General features: G+C 71.9%; 17 protein-coding genes. 2 read left to right on the plus strand and 15 right to left on the minus strand.

Annotated features, from left to right (window positions below; all coding sequences use genetic code 11):
• Positions 1–159: 159 nt before the first annotated feature.
• The 13 genes from ACFXC1_RS34745 to ACFXC1_RS34805 all read right to left on the minus strand — a co-directional run bounded on the left by ACFXC1_RS34745 (position 160) and on the right by ACFXC1_RS34805 (position 11,824).
• Positions 160–1,227, minus strand: a complete 1,068-nt coding sequence (locus ACFXC1_RS34745; protein ID WP_381250523.1) for an acetamidase/formamidase family protein — start codon at positions 1,225–1,227, stop codon at positions 160–162.
• Positions 1,224–1,988, minus strand: a complete 765-nt coding sequence (locus tag ACFXC1_RS34750) for a cysteine hydrolase family protein (RefSeq protein ID WP_381250525.1) — start codon at positions 1,986–1,988, stop codon at positions 1,224–1,226. Before ACFXC1_RS34750 ends, ACFXC1_RS34745 begins: the two co-directional genes overlap by 4 nt.
• Positions 1,981–2,115 carry a hypothetical protein gene (locus ACFXC1_RS34755; RefSeq protein WP_381250527.1) on the minus strand — a complete coding sequence of 45 codons (135 nt, stop codon included), beginning with the start codon at positions 2,113–2,115 and terminating at the stop codon, positions 1,981–1,983. The genes ACFXC1_RS34750 and ACFXC1_RS34755 overlap by 8 nt, the downstream gene beginning before the upstream one ends.
• The gene (locus tag ACFXC1_RS34760; RefSeq protein WP_381250529.1) at positions 2,108–3,655 is read right to left on the minus strand and encodes an amidase; all 1,548 of its coding nucleotides are present in this window, start codon (positions 3,653–3,655) and stop codon (positions 2,108–2,110) included. Before ACFXC1_RS34760 ends, ACFXC1_RS34755 begins: the two co-directional genes overlap by 8 nt.
• Complete coding sequence (locus tag ACFXC1_RS34765; protein WP_381250531.1) at positions 3,652–4,083, minus strand: cupin domain-containing protein; 432 nt, start codon at positions 4,081–4,083, stop codon at positions 3,652–3,654. The genes ACFXC1_RS34760 and ACFXC1_RS34765 overlap by 4 nt, the downstream gene beginning before the upstream one ends.
• Before the next feature lie 13 nt (positions 4,084–4,096).
• Positions 4,097–4,870: a creatininase family protein gene (locus ACFXC1_RS34770; RefSeq protein WP_381250533.1), complete on the minus strand. Its 774-nt coding sequence runs from the start codon at positions 4,868–4,870 to the stop codon at positions 4,097–4,099.
• The gene (locus ACFXC1_RS34775) at positions 4,867–6,243 is read right to left on the minus strand and encodes an FAD-binding oxidoreductase (RefSeq protein WP_381250535.1); all 1,377 of its coding nucleotides are present in this window, start codon (positions 6,241–6,243) and stop codon (positions 4,867–4,869) included. The genes ACFXC1_RS34770 and ACFXC1_RS34775 overlap by 4 nt, the downstream gene beginning before the upstream one ends.
• The gene (locus tag ACFXC1_RS34780) at positions 6,243–7,415 is read right to left on the minus strand and encodes a substrate-binding domain-containing protein (protein WP_381250537.1); all 1,173 of its coding nucleotides are present in this window, start codon (positions 7,413–7,415) and stop codon (positions 6,243–6,245) included. Before ACFXC1_RS34780 ends, ACFXC1_RS34775 begins: the two co-directional genes overlap by 1 nt.
• 50 nt (positions 7,416–7,465) lie before the next feature.
• Complete coding sequence (locus tag ACFXC1_RS34785) at positions 7,466–8,335, minus strand: ABC transporter permease (RefSeq protein WP_381250539.1); 870 nt, start codon at positions 8,333–8,335, stop codon at positions 7,466–7,468.
• Positions 8,332–9,090 (minus strand): ABC transporter ATP-binding protein, encoded by a 759-nt coding sequence (locus ACFXC1_RS34790; RefSeq protein WP_381250541.1) that lies wholly within the window; start codon positions 9,088–9,090, stop codon positions 8,332–8,334. The genes ACFXC1_RS34785 and ACFXC1_RS34790 overlap by 4 nt, the downstream gene beginning before the upstream one ends.
• A 109-nt stretch (positions 9,091–9,199) precedes the next feature.
• Entirely contained in the window at positions 9,200–10,420 is a 1,221-nt protein-coding gene (locus ACFXC1_RS34795) for an amidohydrolase family protein (protein ID WP_381250543.1), read from the minus strand.
• 1 nt (position 10,421) lies between these two features.
• On the minus strand, positions 10,422–11,306 hold the full coding sequence (locus ACFXC1_RS34800) for an MBL fold metallo-hydrolase (protein ID WP_381250545.1): 885 nt from the start codon (positions 11,304–11,306) through the stop codon (positions 10,422–10,424).
• On the minus strand, positions 11,303–11,824 hold the full coding sequence (locus ACFXC1_RS34805; RefSeq protein WP_381250547.1) for a flavin reductase family protein: 522 nt from the start codon (positions 11,822–11,824) through the stop codon (positions 11,303–11,305). Before ACFXC1_RS34805 ends, ACFXC1_RS34800 begins: the two co-directional genes overlap by 4 nt.
• 196 nt (positions 11,825–12,020) lie before the next feature.
• Here ACFXC1_RS34805 and ACFXC1_RS34810 point away from each other — a divergent pair, with 196 nt between their 5' ends.
• Positions 12,021–12,665 carry a helix-turn-helix domain-containing protein gene (locus tag ACFXC1_RS34810; protein WP_381250549.1) on the plus strand — a complete coding sequence of 215 codons (645 nt, stop codon included), beginning with the start codon at positions 12,021–12,023 and terminating at the stop codon, positions 12,663–12,665.
• Positions 12,666–12,729: 64 nt separating this feature from the next.
• On the opposite strand, the gene ACFXC1_RS34815 is transcribed toward ACFXC1_RS34810, so the two are convergent.
• Both ACFXC1_RS34815 and ACFXC1_RS34820 read right to left on the minus strand, forming a co-directional pair.
• Positions 12,730–14,106 (minus strand): alpha/beta hydrolase, encoded by a 1,377-nt coding sequence (locus tag ACFXC1_RS34815; protein WP_381250551.1) that lies wholly within the window; start codon positions 14,104–14,106, stop codon positions 12,730–12,732.
• Positions 14,107–14,322: 216 nt separating this feature from the next.
• Positions 14,323–14,907, minus strand: coding sequence for a TetR/AcrR family transcriptional regulator (locus ACFXC1_RS34820; RefSeq protein WP_381250553.1), 585 nt, complete (start codon positions 14,905–14,907; stop codon positions 14,323–14,325).
• A gap of 162 nt (positions 14,908–15,069) precedes the next feature.
• Between ACFXC1_RS34820 and ACFXC1_RS34825 the strand changes: the two genes are divergently transcribed.
• Positions 15,070–15,693, plus strand: a complete 624-nt coding sequence (locus ACFXC1_RS34825) for a hypothetical protein (RefSeq protein ID WP_381250555.1) — start codon at positions 15,070–15,072, stop codon at positions 15,691–15,693.
• Positions 15,694–15,758: the final 65 nt, after the last annotated feature.

The following is a 15,758-nucleotide window of genomic DNA, read 5'->3' on the forward strand; positions in this document are numbered from 1 at the left end:
GCAGCGGGCCGGTGTGTCCGGCGCCCGGTCGTGCGGACGTTGATCATCCGCTCGTCGCCACGCTATACCTGAAGACGGAGCTCAATAAGTACAACTCTCAACTTCATGTGTGAAATTCACCGGCCGCAATCGTCAGCTCAGCCCCCGGCCGACAACCGTTCAACACATCAGGTCCGCCTTGGAGATGCGGCCGTGGACGCCCTTGACGATGTCGACCACCTGGGAAACGTGGAAGTCGGCTGCCGCGCTGAGGTAGGCCAGGCCGACGGGGCCGGGGATGGCGTACCGGTCGGTGAGGAGGGTGAGTGCGTCGCGTACGGCGTTGCGCAGGGCCTCGTCGAGGTCGCGGTCGAGGCCCAGCACGATGTGCTCGGACCGCGTCTCCGCGAACGGTGCGCGCAGCCGGGCGGCCAGAGAGCGGGTCGCCGGGTCCGTGTGCACGGTGAGGCGGAGGGTGGCGCGCAGGGGTGCTTCGAAGGCGGTGAGGGCGACTTCGCCGTCGCCCTGGGAGAAGTGCGGGTCGCCGACGTAGAAGAGGGCCTCGGGGACCTGGACGGGGAGGAAGAGGCGGGCGCCGGTGCCGAGGTGGCGGACGTCGATGTTCCCGCCGTGCGGGCCGGGCGGGACGGAGTGGACGCGGGATTCGGTGGCCGGGGCGACGCCCATGATGCCCAGGAACGGGCGCAGGGGGAAGGCGAGTTGGCGGCCGTCGCCGATCGGGAGCTGGCCCCGGCCGTCCTCGCCCACGGTCGCGACCAGGCTGGACGGCTCGCCCTGGGGTGTCTGCGGGTATTCGCCGGGCAGGGCCCCCCTGCCGTGCCGGTTGCTGATCACTCCGTAGGGAGCGCGGCGGAGCAGGGTCAGGACCTCGACCTCCAGTACGTCGCCGGGCTGTGCGCCGTGCAGTGCCACGGGTCCGGTGACGACGTGCGGGCCGTGCGTGTGCGGCAGGTGTTCGCGTGCGGAGGCGGCCAGTTCGACGGCGTCGTGCAGCAGGCCGTTCGCGGCGATGCCGGCCGCCCCGAAGAAGGCGGCCGGGTCGCGGCCCTGGTCTTCGAGGATGCCCTCGTGGCTGATGGTGTCGAAGGTGACGGTGTCGCCGGAGCGGACGGTCAGCGCCGGTTTCGCGGTGGCGTTGGGCAGCAGGCCCCAGTGCACGCGGGACGGGTCGGCGGGGAGGTAGTGGTCACCGTCCAGGGGACCGAGTCCGGGTTGGAGGAGGTTCACTTCAGGGCCTCCCGCAGGGCTCCGGCGGTGAGGGTGAACCCGAAGCACTGGCGGACGTTGTAAAGGGTGGCGTCCATGCAGTAGGCGGGTGAGGTGGTGGCCACCGCGTCCTCCACCATGACCACGTCGTAGCCGAGGTTCGCGGCGTCCATGAGGGTGGCCAGGACACACTGGTCGGCGTTGACGCCGGCGAACAGCAGGGTGTCGACCCGCAGGTTGCGCAGCACGCTGTCCAGCTCGGTGTCCTGGAAGCCGCTCATCCGGTACTTGGAGACATGGAGGTCGCCGTCCGCGGTCTCCAGTTCGGCGACGATCGCGGCCGAGGGGCTGCCCTGCTCCAGTACCCGGCCGCGCGGGAGCGGGGCGCCGATGCCGCCGCCGGTGCCGTCGGGGTCGTAGACGTGCAGGACGCCGGGCGGGAGGTTGGCTCGGTCGGGGCGGTTGCCCCAGTTGAGCCAGATGACGGGGACGCCGGCGGCTCGCAGCGGGGGCAGCAGGCCGGCGATGACGGGGATGGGGGCGCGCGCGGGGGTTACGTCCACGCCGATGGAGGCGAGCCAGCCGTCGGGCGAGCAGAAGTCGTTCTGCATGTCGACGACGATCAGCGCGGTCGCGGCGAGGTCGGCGGTCACGGTCTGTGGGAGTGCCTCGACGGTGACCGGGTGCGGGTCGCGGTGGGGGCGGGCCAGTACCACGGTCTTGCCGTCCGGCTGCCAGGCGTTGCGGGAGTTGGGCCCGATCAGGCCGTGGCGCTCAGACATGCGCGGAACTCCTCGTACGGCCAGCAAGATCCAGGAACGGACCTCGGTCACGGTCCGGGCAGGCCGGGGTGACGATCCGTCCGCCGCTGCCGGAGTCGGGCCCGGTCTTGCTGTGGTGCTCAGACATGCGTGGGGCTCCCCAGGTCGGCGGCGAGGTCCAGCAGGGCTCGGTCGGTGCCCCGGGCGCCCAGCGCGCACAGGCCGACGGGCAGCGAGCGCACCCGCAGCAGCGGGGCGACGACCGACGGGAGTCCGGCCAGGGAGGCGAGGCAGGTCAGCCGGAGGGTGGCGGCACGGACGGCCTCCACCTCCTCGGGCGGCGCGTCGGCGAGAGGGGCGGGACCACTCGTGGCGGGCAGCAGCAGGGCGGTCCCGGGCGGAAGTACGGCGTCCAGCGCCTTCCGCCCGTCGGACAGGACCTGTTCCGCCTGCGCCCGTTCGGCCGCGCTCACTCTGCGGCCGTTCTCGAAGCGCGCCGCGACGTCCGGGGCGAGCGCGCCCGGGTGACGGGTGATCCACGCGCCGTGCTGCTCCCAGGCTTCGGCGGCCTGGACGGTGCGGAAGGCGGCGAACCACTCCTCCAGGTGCTCGGCGGCTCCGGTGCGGGTACGCGTCAGGGGCAGCGCGGTACGCAGGGTCAGTGCCCGGCAGGCGGCCTCGAAGGAGGCGCGGACCTCGGGTTCCGCGAGCGAGACCAGTTCCTCGTCCACCATGCACTGGGTGATCGGCGGGGTGGTGTCGCCCGGTGTCAGCAGCGCCTCGGCCGCTGTCCGCAGCAGGACGGGGTCGCGGGCCAAGAGCCCGGCGGTGTCGAACGAGGGGGCCAGCGCCAGCAGGCCCCCGTCGGGGGTGGCGCCGTGGGTGGGCCGCCAGCCGTACAGGCCGCAGTAGGAGGCGGGCACGCGGATCGAGCCGGCGGTGTCGGTGGCCAGGCCCAGGTCCGCCCAGCCGCGGGCCACGGCGGCGGCCGGGCCGCTGCTGGAGCCGCCGGTGATCCGGCCGGGTGCGCCGGGGTTGGCGGGGGTGCCGTAGTGCGTGTTGGTGCCGGCGAGGCTGAAGGCGAGTTCGTCGGTCTGGGCGATGCCGGTGAGTTCGGCGCCCGCGTCGAGCAACTGCCGTACGGCGTCCGCGTGTTCGAGTTCTGTGCGGGCCTCGGCGAGCCAGGCGGGGTTGCCCGCGCCGACGCGCTGTCCCGCCGCCGCGAACAGGTCCTTCACCGCGAGGCGTACATGGGCCAGCGGGCCCTGTCCGGTGGACGCCACGAGCGGCCCGTTGGACACCCGCCACACCGCCGGGTCCGGGCGGCCGTCCGGCGTCGGCGCGGATACGGCGCTCACGTGCGCGGCGGCGATCCGCCACCCGGCGTCGGTGTGCTGCCACACCTGCGTCTGGAGCCCGCGCGTGCCGTCCTGCCGCCGGGTCTCGGCGGTCACGACCGCGGCCCCCGCCGCCGGCCGGACCACGTGCACCCGCTCGACCACTCGGGCGGGAGCCCCTCCCCTCCCCCGCCGGAAGTCTGCGATGGCGGTGTGGCCCACCAGGACGTTGTCGCCCTCGGCGCGCAGGGTGTCGGGCGCGTCGAGGAACCAGTGGTCCAGCCCGGTCAAGTCGTTGGCGGCGAGCGCCTGTTCGTAGGCCCAGAAGGCGGCGAGGAGATCCATGCTCATGGCGTTCCCGCTCGCAGGACGGCCAGATCCTGCTCGTCCAGGGCGGCGACCGGTCCACGTTCGATGAGATCCGCGAAGCCCTCGTCGGGGGCCATCACGGTGAGGGTGTAGAGGCGTTCGGTGGCGGACGTGTTCACGATGCGGTGCTTGGAGCCGACGGGCAGGACCAGGACGTCGCCGGGGGCGAGGTCGCGCTCGTGCTCGTCGCTGGCGGCGCGGCCGTGGCCGGCGAGCACGACGAACGTCTCGACGGACTCGGGGTGCCAGTTGAGGGGCTGGGCGCCGCCCGGTTCCCAGACCTCGAAGACGACGGTGGTGGGCGAGCCGTCCCGGGGGCCGGTGAGCACGGCGAGCTTGACGGTGTCGCCGGCGGTGATGTGGTGGGCGGTGATGTCACGCAGCGGGGTGTGGAGCGGGGGGTTGGCCATGGAGGGCTCCCGGTCAGCGGTTGGGCAGGAAGCGGGCGCATTCGCGCAGGGCGGCTGCGCCTGCGGCGATCGACGCGTCGACGAGCTTGCGGCCCAGTTCGGGCGTGGCTCCCGTGGGATCACCGATGAGGCCGTTGCCGGTGGCGAAGTCGTCGCTGGTCCAGCCGAAGGACACCGGCTTGCCGAAGCCGATGTGCTCGTACGCGGTGAGGTGTTCGGGGACGCTGCGGCGGGCCTGGCTCATGTCCACCAGGTCCGGGCGGAGGTGGAGCATGGCGGCGGTCTCCTTGAGTCCGCCGTGCACGCCCATGCCGTGCTCCGTGGCCGTGGACGTGCCGCCCTGGTCGGCGGGGAGGGAGGCGTGCAGCAGGAAGGTGCGCAGGCCGTGGCGGGTGCGCAGTTCGCGCAGGGCCACGCCGAGCAGGGCACTGTTGCCGCCGTGCGCGTTGAGGAAGGCCAGCCGCCGGATGGGCCCTGCGGCCAGGGAGCGGCCGAGATCGTCGAGGACGGACAGCAGGGTGCGGGCGCTGAGCCACAACGTGCCCGCGGACCAGGCGTGTTCGTCGGACTTGGTGTAGGCGAGGCCGGGCAGCAGCGTGACGTCGCAGCTCTCCCCCGCGAGCTGGGCGGCGCCCTCGGCGACGGCTTCGGCCATGTAGTAGTCGGTGGCGACGGGCAGATGGGGCCCGTGCTGCTCGATCGCGCCGACCGGCAGCACGGCGACGGTGTCCTCGCCGAACCGCTCGATCTCCGGGCCGCTGAGGTCGATGAACCGGGTGAAGGTCACGGCGTCTCCTGCGAACTGGCGGGAATCTTGCCGGGGTTGAGCAGACCGAGCGGGTCGGCGGTGCGGGCCGTCTCCCGGACCAGGTCCAGACGGCGGTCGACGTACCAGTTGTGCGGGCTGTGCACGCGGACGCCCAGGGCTTCCAGGGCGGCTGTGCCGGCGTACACGGTCTGCTCGTCCTGGTAGCGGGCCATGAGCATGCCGACCGTGCCGGAGCGCATGCCCTCCAGGTGGAGCAGGGTGTCCGGGAAGACCTTCCGGATCTCGGTGGTGTCGCCGAGCAGGACGTCGCCACCGATCTCCAGGTGGAACCAGCCGTCCTCGGCCTTCATCAGGTGGTAGGTGGGGTGGTTGAAGGACATCGAGCTGATCAGCGCGGGGCCGTCCGGTGCGGGCCGGATGTCGAGGACGCTGCCGCCGTGCGACCGGACGATCGCCCGTGCCTGGTCGACGGCCTCCTCCTCGATGATCGCGCGCACACTCAGGGCCGTGGCGTCCAGCGCGGGGTCCGCCGGGTAGACCCCCACGAGGCCGGCCTCGTCCAGCGAGGCCAGGCGCGGTGCCGGTTCGAGGCGTACGAGCGCCGACAGCGCGGCAGTGGCGGACGCCCAGTCGGCGAAGGCCGCGAAGAGGCCCGTCCAGGTGCGGGCCCGCTGGAGCCGTACGGTCGCGGTGGCAATGATCCCGGTGGTGCCGTAGGCGTGGATGTACGGCAGTGCGTCCGTCTCGCTCACGGTGAAAGGTTCGGCGTCCGCCGTGCACGGTACGACCGTCAACTCCCGTACGAAACCGTCGCTGTTGGTCTTGTGCACCAGGGACCCGGTGCCGCCGCTTCCGCCGGAGAGGAAGCCGCCGACCGTGGTGCCGAAGGTCGACGGGAACATCCACAGCTCCTGGCCCAGGGTGCGGGCGTGGCCTTCGAGGTCGGACATCCTCGCCCCGGCCTCGGCGCGGATCCAGCCGTCGCCGGCGTCGAGGATCCGGCCGCAGCCGGTGAGGTCGAGGACCGCGCCGTCGTACAGGGGGATCGCCTGGCCGTAGTTGCCGGTGCCCTTGCCGCGCGGGGTGAGGGGGATGCGGTGACGGTGGGCCAGGGCCAGGATGCCCGGGATCTGCTCGTGCGCGGTGGGGCGCAGGACGGCCTCGGCGTGGCCGGCGGGAAGGCGCGCGGACAGGATGGGCGACATGTGAGCCCAGTCGCAGGAGGCCTTCTCCCGTGCCGCCGGGTCGCGGATCACCCCGTCGGTGCCGAGGAGTTCGGCGGCCTCGGCGCAGAACTCCTCGATCCCGGGAGTCGGTCGGCGTTCGGCCAGGCCCAAAGCCCGTCCGTCGTCGACGAGTTCGGTGAGTGCGGTCAGGTTTCCGGTCGTCATCACTTCAGTCCGATCGAGGGGTCGATGAACTCGTCGGTCGCCAGGTCCTGCGCGGTCAGTCCCGCCTTGACCTTGGCGCCGCTCTGCTCGACGAGGGGGGTGAACGTCTTCAGGGCGGAGGCGACACGCTTCGTGTCGAAGCTCCCGACGCTCCCGTCGGCCTCGTTGCCGAGAATGCCGAGCTTGACCATCTGCTTCGCGGCGAAGGTGCCGGTGCCCTCGGAGTAGACCCAGCCGGTGTTGTACTGCTGGACCAGGTCGGCGATGAGCTTGACGGTCGCCGACGGCTTGGCCGCGTAGTCGGCGGTCGACTGCTGCAGTACGGGGACGAGCTTCTTCAGGCAGGGGCTGAGGGACTTCAGCTCGCCGCTGCGCACCGAGAGGGCTTCCGGGTAGACGTTGTAGCCGACGTCCGCGAGCAGCTGGTACTTGATCGGCTTCTTCCAGGCCGACACCTCGTGCTGGTAGATGTACGGCTCGGCGGTGGCGAAGCCCTGCTGGGCGATGCCCGGGTTGGAGACGAAGCGGGCGGGCGCGCCGTCGTAACTGCCGTCCAGCTGGCTCTTCTTGATCAGGCCTTTGGAGACCAGCAGCGAGGCGTAGGTGCTGCCGTTGACGTAGACAACCTTCGCGTTCGACTTTCCGATGTCCGCGATCGTCTTCCAGTCGGGGTGGGTGGCGGGGTCCCACATCAGGACCTGCGGGCTCTTCTTCATCAGTGCGGCGACGGCCGTGACCGGCTGCTTGGCGGACGCCGTGATCGCCACGTCGGTGGTGACCGTGCCGAGGGTGATGCTCTTGTCGACGTACATCTGCGAGGGGACGGTCTGGTAGCCGATGGCGGAGCCGCCGGCCCGGATCTGGATGTCGACGCCGGTGTCCTTGCCGCCGATGACCAGCGGTCCGGTGATGCGCTTCTTGTCGGAGTCGACTTTGTAGCCGGGGCCGACGAGGTTGTAGAGGGGGCCGTGTTCGGCCTCGGGCTCCCAGTCGACCTGGACGACGACCGTCTTGGGGCAGACGCTGGCCAGGTTCTGCGCGGCGGGAGCTGCCTGGAGCTTGTCGGCGGAGCCGGTGGAGGCCGTGGAGCCACCGCCGCAGGCGGTGATCGATACCAGGGCGATTGCGGAGGAAACGCCCGCGATGGCGACGCGTCTGTGTGAAGAGGGCATGACTGAACTCCCTGAGGGACGGGTGAGGAGGAGGAAGAGGCGGGAGCGGGCTACGGCCGGTCGGCCGAGGCGTGCCAGGAGCCCACGGCGAGGCGGGCCACGAGGGTGAAGACGGCGAAGACCGCGACGCCGAAGAGCGAGGCGAGGATGATCGCGGCGAACAGGTCCTCGGACTGCAGCCGGGAGCGGTAGACGTCGAGCAGGGTCCCGATGCCGGGTTCGCCCTGCTTGAAGAACATGTCACCGACGATCGCGCCGATCACGGACAGGCCGGAGGAGGTGCGCAGACCGGTGAAGACCGAGGGAAGGGCGGCGGGCAGTTCGAGTTTGCGCAGCCTGGCCCAGCGGCTCGCCCGCTGGAGGGTGAACAGATCGTGGTGGGTGCGGTCGACCGACTGGATGCCGAACAGGGTGTTGGCGATCATCGGGAAGAGGGCGATCAGGACACAGACGACCACCCGGCTGGTGAAGCCGAAGCCGAACCAGAGGCCGATCAGCGGCACGATCGCGAGGATCGGCACGGTCTGCAGAATGACCGCGTAGGGGTACAGGGAGCGCTCCAGCCAGCGGGCCCTGCTCATCAGCACCGCCGCCGTCACCCCGAGCAGGGATGCGATGAGCAGCCCGACGAGCGCGACCTGCGCCGTGAGCCACAGCGCCTGGAGCATGGGCTGCAGATGGGTCCAGTCGAGGAAGGACACGGTCAGCACCTGCTGCGGGGGCGGGACGAGGAAGCGCCGGTCGGGGCTGAGCAGCAGATAGCTCGCGGCGTACCAGAGGCCGAGGGCCACGCCGAGCGAGCCGAGCGGGGTGAGTACGGCGGAGGGCCGGATCCGGCGCCGGCGGGCCTGCCGCGCGGTCTTCGTCAACTGCGGTGCCGTTACGGCCACTTCGGCCGGTGCGGTGATGTCGGCGCTCACTGGAGACCTCCTCGCAGAGCCGCCGAGACCTCGCCGGCGATGCGGCCGAACTCGGGGTCGTAGCGCAGCTCGGCCGGGCGGGGATGCGGGAAGGGGACGTCGAAGGAGGCGGTGATCCGCCCGGGGCGTGCCGACATCACGACGACCCGGCCGGCCAGGAAGACGGCCTCGGTCACCGAGTGGGTGATGAACAGCGCGGCGAAGCCGGTCTCGGCGTAGATGCGCTGGAGTTCCTCCTGCATGCGCAGGCGGGTCATCTCGTCGAGAGCACCGAACGGTTCGTCGAGGAGGAACAGCGAGGGCCGGGTCATGAGGGCGCGAGCCAGGGACACGCGCATCCGCATGCCTCCGGACAACTGCCCCGGCAACTGCTTCTCGAAGCCCTCCAGGCCGACCAGCCGAAGGGCGTCCAGCGCCCGCTCGCGACGTTCGGCCTTCGGGGTCCCGGCGAGTTCGGCGGGGAGTTCGACGTTGGCGAGAACGGTGCGCCAGGGCAGCAGGGTCGGGTCCTGGAACACGTAGCCGACCGAGTCGATGGGGGCGTGGACCGTGCCGCCGGAAGCGGTGTCCAGGCCGGAGGCGAGGCGGAGCAGGGTGGACTTGCCGCAGCCCGAGGGGCCGACGACGGCGACGAACTCACCTGGGGCGATGGAGAGTTCGAGGCCGGCGAGGGCGGTGGTCCCGTTGGCGAAGTGTTTGTCGACGCTCTCGAATCGCAGCGTCGCGTCGAGCGTCTCTTCGGCGATGGTCGGCACATCAGCTCCCTTCAGTGCCACAGTACGGAATGTTGATAGCATGAACATTGATTGTTTCCAGCCAGTGTCACGGCCGTATCCATTCGCCAGGACCCGGCGATGGCCGGCCTCAGTAGAGTTCGCGGACCACCGACGTACGGCTGACCAGCCGCCCCCCGGCGAAGACGAGCCGCTCGGGACAGGACGCGCCGAGCGCCTCCGACACGGTCTGCCCACGCACCGCCAGAAGATCGGCGACAGCCCCCTCGTGCGGTCCCGCCGCGGGCAGGCCGAGGACGGCGCGGGCTCCCGCGGTGACCGCGTGCAGCGCCTCGTCCGGGGCGAGATGACCGGCCGTGACCAGCAGGGACGCGGTCTCCAGCGGATCAGCCCGGCCCACCGGGTTGAACGGATCCCGGATGTTGTCACCGCCGGCCGCGACCCTCACGCCCGCGTCCAGCAGCGCGCGTACGGCGGTGAGCCCGCGCGGAGTGGACGACGGGTGGCCCCGGCCCTGGAGGTAGAGGTTCGTGAGCGGGAGGGCGACCACGCCGATCCCGGCAGCCGCGACCTCCTTCGCCGTACGCGCCGCCTCGTCCGGCTCCATCGCGCCCAGGCTGACACAGTGACTCGCGGTGACACCCGGGACGAAGCCACGCTCCCGCACGGCACGGGCGAGCAGGCGCAGGTCCCCCGCGCCCGGGTCGAGGGTCTCGTCCGCGTGCAGGTCGACCCCCACATGGTGCTCGGCGGCGATGCGCAGGGTGCGTTCCACGGAGGCGGCGGGGTCGGCGGACAGGTGGGGGCAGCCTCCCAGCAGGTCCGCACCGAGTTCGAGCGCCTGGTGCAGCAGTTCGTCCGGGGAATCGATGTGCAGGACGGCGATCTGGAGCCGTACCCGCCCCCGGAGCTGTCCGCGCAGCCGGAGCAGGGCGCGCAGGCCGCGCAGCGGATCACCGGTGCCGTAGCTGCCGTCGTCCGTCAGGAGATCCACGTGGGTCCTGACGGCCGTCACACCGTTCGCGCACAGCTCGTCGACGGCCCGCCCGGCGCGCTGGAACACGTCCTCCTCGGTGACCCGCGCGGCGTACGCGCGCCAGGCGGTGACGGCCGAGAGCAGGTCTCCGGGCAGGGCGCCCGCCAGGTCCCAGGTCAGGGCCTTGTCCAGGTGGGCGTGCGGTTCCGCGGGGGCGGGCAGGAGCAGGTACCCGGTCAGGTCGAGTTCCTGAGGGCCCGGGGGAAGCACGCCGGGTGGGGCGACCCGGACGACGAGACCGCTGTCCGGGTCGAGCAGGAGGTCGCGGACGTCTCCGTCGGGCAGCCGGGCGCCGCGCAGCAGCAGAGGTGGCATGTCAGCGGTCCGTTCCGTGCGGCGCGGTGAGCACCGCGAAACCGTCGAAGTCATGACGGCGTACGGGGACGCCGAACATGTCGGTCGAGGCGTACGGGTGGGTGCGGCCGTCCCGTACGGCCGCGAACGCCTCGGCGACCCGGCCCACGAAGTCCGCCGACTCCCGGTGCCGCAGATTGTGGCCGAGCAGCGCGGTGGTGACGGGCAACTCCGCGAGGCGGCGCGTCGAGTCGGCGAAGGCGGCGACGTCGGCGCCCGGCACGTGGGCGAAGAAGGTACCGCTGATCAGTGTGTCCCCGGCCAGCAGCAGCCCGGTCTCCGGCTCCCACAGGCAGATGCCGTCCGGGGAGTGCCCCGGGGTGTGCAGCACCTCCAGGCGACGCCCGCCCAGATCGACGACGTCTCCTTCGCGCAGCAGGCGGGTGGGGCGTACGGCCTCGATGCGCCAGTCGGCCAGGTCGGGGATCGGCCGTACCTCGACGCGGGAGTCCGTCAGGAAGAAGCCGCCGGCGTCCAGGGCGTGGAACTCCTCGTACCGCTTGCGCAGGTCCTGCGCGAGGTGCGTGTACGCCTCCAGCCACTCGTACGGAGCGGGAGCCGTGTGCAGGGCGGCTCCGTCGGCGTGTACGGCGATGTCCTCGGCGTACGTGGCCAGGGAGGCGTTGCCGCCGCGGTGGTCGAAGTGATGGTGCGAGTTGACGACGAGCAGCGGCAGCCCGGTCAGCCGCCGCACCCGCTCGCCGATGTCGGCGATGCCCATGCCCGTGTCGTAGAGCAGGGCCGTCTCGTCGCCGAGCAGGAGGTAGCTGTTGACGTGGCCGGGCTCGCCGATCAGGAAGGCGCCCGGGCCGATCTCGGTGACCTGGAACCAGTCGGGGCCGCTCACGCGGCACCGAGCGCGTGGTAGCGGCGGTCGTGGTGCACGAGCGCGGTCGGTCCGCCGGTTCCGGTCACCACGTCCTCGACGGCCGCGACGATCAGGTGGTGGTCCCCGGCCGGGAGGTCGCGTACGACGCGGCACAGCACCGTGTACGAGCTGTGCGCGAGCAGCAGCGGCAGCCCGCCGCGCTCGTCGGCCGTCCACTCCAGGTCCGCGAACCGGTCGGCGGTGCGGTCGGCGAAGCGCCGGGAGACATGCTCGCCGCCGGAGTGCAGGATGTTCAGCGCGAACCTGCGGCCTCCGAGCAGCGCGGGCAGCGAACGGCCGCCGCGGCCCACCCCGATGGCCAGCAGTCGCGGTTCGCGGCTCAGACTCATCACGGCGGTGCTGGTGAAGCCGACCGGGCGCCCCTCCGGGGTCAGGGCGGTGACGACACAGACGCCCCCGGCCAGGCCGGCCATGGCGTCGAGGAAGGCGGAGTCCGGCGGGCAGGCGACGGAACGGTCGGAGGTGGCCGCGGCCATGAGGGGGCTCCCTTGGGGCTGGGCGGGACGAGGAGGCACGTACGACCCGTGCGACTCGATGGACTCGACGACACCTAGAATGTTCGTGCCATCAACATTGAGCGTAGGGCCTCGGTGTTTCACCGGCGTAAAACCTCCTGCTGTCCGCCTCCGCGGCCTCAACGGCCCGCTGACCTCGCCCCTTAGGATTCCTGCTATGCCGGCCCAACCCGCCCACAGCACGTCGCCCGCCACCGGGGACACGGACGCGCCGCTGCGCGCCGAACTCGGCAGCGCGATCCGCAAGCTGCGCAAGGAACGGGGCCTGACCCTCGTCCAACTGGCCGAGCGCGCCGCGCTCTCCCACCCGTTCCTCAGCCAGCTGGAGCGAGGGCTGACCCGCCCGAGCATGTCGTCCCTGCACCGCATCGCCCGCGCCCTCGGCACCACCCAGCAGGCACTCATGACCGTGGCGGCGGTGCCGCATCCCGGCACCTCGGCCGACTCCGTCCACCTGATGCGTTCGCACGAGGGCCTGCCCGTGGCCAACCGCGGCGGCGGAACGGCGCGCATGCTCGGGGCCCCCGCCTACCCCGTCCACCCCGTGGAGTACACGGGGGTGGGGGAACAGTTCGACGAGTACTTCGACCACCCCAGCGACGAGTTCGTCTACGTCGTGGCCGGCGAGATCGAGATCGACCTGCAGACGGCGGACGGGCCCCGTCTCCACGTGCTCGGCCCCGGAGACAGCATCTACTACCGCGGAGGGACCCCCCACCGCTGGCGCGCGGTCGGTGACGGTTCACAGGTACGGCTCCTCACCGTCCAGAACGCTACGGGCGAGGCCGACCACCATCCCTGATGCGGACATGGCGGGACACGGCTGAGGGAGGCGGGCGCCCGCGTCGTCCCGGTTCGACTTCGCCTCAGTGGGGCGCGGAGGATTCCGTGCGCAGGAACTCCGCGAGGCTGCGGGTAGCCGTGTTGTGGTCCGTCGCGGCGAACAGCGGGTCCAGGTGGTTCATGCCGTCGTCCGACTCGTAGACGCCGTACGGCACCCGGGAGCCGGCCGCGACCTTGCGGGCGCCCTCCAGAACCGTGCCCTTGGAGTAGCTGGTGGCGAAGGCGTAGAGCGGTACGTCGATGCCGGCGCCGTGGTACAGCCGCAGGTCCAGCGAGCGGGTGAGGTCGGTGTCGGCGTAGACGTCGGTGACGTCGAGGTCCACGGAGAGCCGGGCGGGCCAGTACCACTCCCAGACACCGGGCACCGGACCGGCGTACGCCTCGGCGACGCGCGCGAGGGGCGTGATCCCGTCGTCGACCCACCCCCGTACGCCATCGCTGTCCGCGCTCTCGGCGAAGTGCCCGGAGTGGACGGTGATGTCGTTGGGCCAGCCGAACCCGGCGTCGACGAGCAGGCCGAGCAGGGCCGCGTTGCTCACCGGGAACGAGGGCCGCAGCGCGTCCGGCAGCCGGGGCTGGAGCACGGAACGGCCGCCCGGGTCCCGGTGGGCGTACCACCCGGCGAGCTGGTACCAGATCTGGGTGCTCTCTGCCCGGGTGCCCACTCCGACCGCGCTCAGGGTCATGTCGAACACGGCCCCGCCCTCGATCGCCGCGAGCCGCTGCCGGACCTCCTCCGGCGAGTCCTGCACGGGCGAGCCGGTCCCGTCGAACGCCCCGAGCACCCCGCCGTCGATCACGGCGAGCCCGGCCAGGTCCCGGAACCCGGGGCTCCCCGCGAAGTCCCAGGCGGCGTACGCCAGTGCGGTGGTCGCACCCCAGGAGTGCCCACCGAGCACCACCCGCCGGGTACCGCCGGCCCGGGCGGCCAGCACGACCGTGCGCAGGTCGCGCAGGGTGCGCGAGAGCCCCCACCCGGCGGCGAAGGCGGAGGCCGCCGGATCCTGGGACCGGTAGTGACCGTCGAGGTAGTAGGCGGCGGGATCGGAGCCGCCGAACCCGGCCCGGTCCGCCAGGTTCTCCTCCCGACGGTCGAACACCCACACCTGCACCCCGGGCACGGACGCGACCAGATCCCTCGCCATCAGCCGGAAGTCATTGGCGGCCCCGAACATGCCCGGCACCAGGACCAGCACGGTGGCCGCGTCCCGGGGGCCGATCCTGAGCACGTGCACACGGTCGGTGGGGGCGGGGCCGCCACCGGGGGCGACGGGTATCGCGGTGTACGACTCGGGGGTTGCCACTCGTCCGGTACGGGCGGGCGGTGCGGCGGACGCCGCTCGCGCGGCACCGGTGGTGCCCGCGGCCAGGGCGAGACCGCTCAGCGCAGTCGCGCTCATCAGGGTCCTGCGGGACGGATTCCCTCGCGTCGGACGGTTCGTCATCTTCGGGTCTCTCCTTCGGCGTTGGGGGGTGTGAGACACCGTTGATCCCCAGCTTCTCCCGAGTCCTGTGCGGGCCTGTCGCCGGGGTAACGCGGTGACGCAGCGCGTCGGCCGAGCCGTACGAAGGTGCGGCGCGGACAGCGAGCCAGGTGTTGGTCTCCTGACGGACCGTCACCTCTTCGGCAGCCAGGGCGCGAGCGCGGCGTCGACCAGGCTGACCACCAGGTCCTTTTCAAGGTGTACGCCGTGCAGGAAGCGTTCGAAGAGCAGCGGTCCGATGATGCGGGCGACGAGATCCCTGGCGTGTTCCTGGGCGCCGGGGCGGAGTTCGCCGCGTTCCACGGCGGCGGCCAGCGCGCGGGTGAAGTCTTCGTCGGCCTGGCCGAACATCTCCTCGCGCAGGCGCCGCGCTCCCTCGTCCCGCTCGGCCCGCTGGATGACCGTGACGAGGATCGACACGGCGCTCGGCCGGTTGAGGCGATGGGCCAGCTGTTCCGCCTGACTCACCAACTGGTCACGGACGGGGCTGTCGTCGAAGGAGAGCAGGGGACGGACGTCACCTGCGAGCGCGTCGAGGAGGAGGGCCTGCTGATCGGGCCAGTGCCGGTACACGGTGGCGCGGCCGATTCCGGCTCGTTTGGCGACAGCGGAGTGGGTGACGTTCTCGGGGCCGCCTTCGACGAGGAGTTCGGTGGCGGCGGCCAGGGCGGCGGCGCGGCTGCGCAGAGCGCGGGGGTCGTCGTTGCTCCGGAGCATCGGAACACCTCTTTCTCGGCAACTTGTGAGACGCATTGACTCACAACCTCTCTTCGATACATACTGTCTCACAGATGGTCGTGGAAGTCCCGTCGAGGTCGACACCGTGGCCGTCCCCCTCGTACCTGACCCCTTGCGGGTCCACCGACCGAAGGAGAGCTCATGTCCGTGAACGAGAACGCCGTCACCCTGCGTTTCCCCGATCGCGCCGCCGCCTACCAGGCGCTCAGCGACCTGAAGCACCTCAGCCCCGCCACCACGGAGGTCCGTGCCGCCGTGCTGATCGAGCGCCTCGAGGACGGCGCGGTGCGCGTCCCGGAGGGAATGGACACCGAGCAGGGGCGCAACACGGCGGTCGGCGGACTGGTCGGCTCGCTGGTCGGCATCCTCGGCGGACCCCTCGGCGTCCTGATGGGCGTGGGCGTCGGCGCGCTGATCGGCGGAGGCTACGACTACCAGCGGGCAGAAGAGACCACCGCCGCCGTCGGCACCTTCGTCCAGCAGGTCCCGCCCGGCGGCACAGCCCTCCTGGCGGAGGTCAGGGAGAGTGACACCCAGGCCCTGGACCTGCTGGCCATGCGCTACGACGCCGTCCTCGAGCGCCGCCCGACCGACTCCGTACGAGCCGAACTGAAGGCCATGGAGGAGGCCGCCGAGCGGATCCGCAAGGACGAGGCGAAGGCCAGGCGCGAGCACAAGCGCGCCGAGATCGCCCAGAAGCTCGGCCGGCGCCCCGGCGGACGCAAGGAGGACGACGCTGCACCGAAGGAGACGCTCGCCGTGTGAGGCGGTGCGAGCGCCACGGACGCGGGGCACGGACCGCACCGCGGTTCAACTCCCCCTGCCCCGCC

The organism is Streptomyces hokutonensis (assembly GCF_042751305.1).
Taxonomy (GTDB): domain Bacteria; phylum Actinomycetota; class Actinomycetes; order Streptomycetales; family Streptomycetaceae; genus Streptomyces; species Streptomyces hokutonensis_A.